Origin of the sequence: Mesorhizobium sp. M7A.F.Ca.CA.002.09.1.1 (genome assembly GCF_003998555.1) — a bacterium.
GTDB classification, from domain to species: Bacteria; Pseudomonadota; Alphaproteobacteria; order Rhizobiales; family Rhizobiaceae; genus Mesorhizobium; species Mesorhizobium ciceri.
On record NZ_RZRR01001212.1, the window covers coordinates 1 to 1310 of the forward strand.

Sequence of the window (1310 nt, forward strand, 5' to 3'; positions counted from 1 at the left end):
GGTGTCGCACTGCACCAATCGAGCAGACACCGGGCAAATTCACGACAACGCGCGGCTGGAGCGACCCCTTTAGGATCATGCAGGAAGAAGATCCGGACCACAAGTTAATCGCTTCGATTCTGGGACAAGCAAGTGTTGAGCCGCTCTATTCCGGTGCGTCGATAGTGCTCCAGAGCGGGGAGATCGTCACCGAGGGGCTACGCGGTGTGGGTGACAGGTTCATGTTAGGCACTGCCAAGGCAGAGATACTTCCGTCGTCAATTATCGCGGACGTTGAACGCCTGCATGCGGGTGCGGCCGAATTGGGCCCGGTGCGTTTCGAGTGGGTTCACGATGGCAAACGGGCATGGGTGGTGCAGATGCATCATGGCGCAACTAAGAGTGCTGCTGGCGTGCTTGTCCCGGGAAAAGCAGAGCATTGGATAGTCTTTGACGTCTCGCAAGGACTTGAGAAGTTACGCGACGTCATTGACAGCCTTGAGCCGCACCATGGTGTGGAATTGCAGGGCGAAGTTGGCCTAACTAGCCATATCGCGGACGTTATTCGCAGAGCAAACGTGCCAGCACGCATGAAACCGCAGGACCGTGATGCGGCCTAGTGCTGGGCAAGCAAACATCACCGTAGCCGAGTGCTCTTTCGGGTAGGGTCGCCGGGAACAGGAATTGTCGTCCTACCGCCTTCCCACCCCTGGCATTAACCATTCGTTAACCATTCCCTCGCTAGCGTTTACCTCTCAGTAAGGATTCGCCAGCCGTGACCTTTGCCGCCCCCCTCGAGGCCAAATCCATTCGCTTTCGTGCCCGCTCTTTCGTCGCTTTCACGCTGACGCCGGAGGCGCCTTTGGACGTGTGGCTGGAGGGGCTGGATCACTGGATCGGCAATTCGCCTGGCTATTTTGCCGGGCGGCCGGTGGTGCTTGATCTCAACACCTTGAAGCCCGATGTCGCCGCGATCGAATCGCTGGTCGACGTGCTTGGCCATCGCGGCATCCGCGGCTACGCCATCGAGCTCGACGGCCACGCCGCACTCGCGCCCAACCTGCCGCCGGTGCTGGTCGGCGCCAAGGAGGCGACGACGGATGGGTTGCTGCCCCGCGAGGCGCGGGCGGAGGGTTTCGACAAGGCCGAGGGCAGGGCGGCTGAACAGCATGCGGATGCGGGCAGCGCGGCCAAGGCCGGCGACGGCAAGGCTGGCGCAAGCAAGGCGGGCGATAGCGAGCCGCAGGTTGAAGCTTCGGGCACGCTGATGATCAAGGCGCCGATCCGCTCCGGCCAGGCGATCGTGCATCCGCATGGCGATGTCATCGTGC

Annotated in this window: 1 protein-coding gene and 1 pseudogene; both read left to right on the top strand. The window is 61.6% G+C overall.

Features of this window, described 5'->3' with window-relative positions; all coding sequences use genetic code 11:
* Nucleotides 1–599, top strand: a pseudogene (locus EN994_RS31870) (hypothetical protein); the annotation flags it as partial.
* Between the two features lie 155 nt (nucleotides 600–754).
* Nucleotides 755–1310 (top strand): septum formation inhibitor MinC (locus EN994_RS31875; RefSeq protein ID WP_127308174.1); only part of this gene is annotated, 556 nt, incomplete at its 3' end.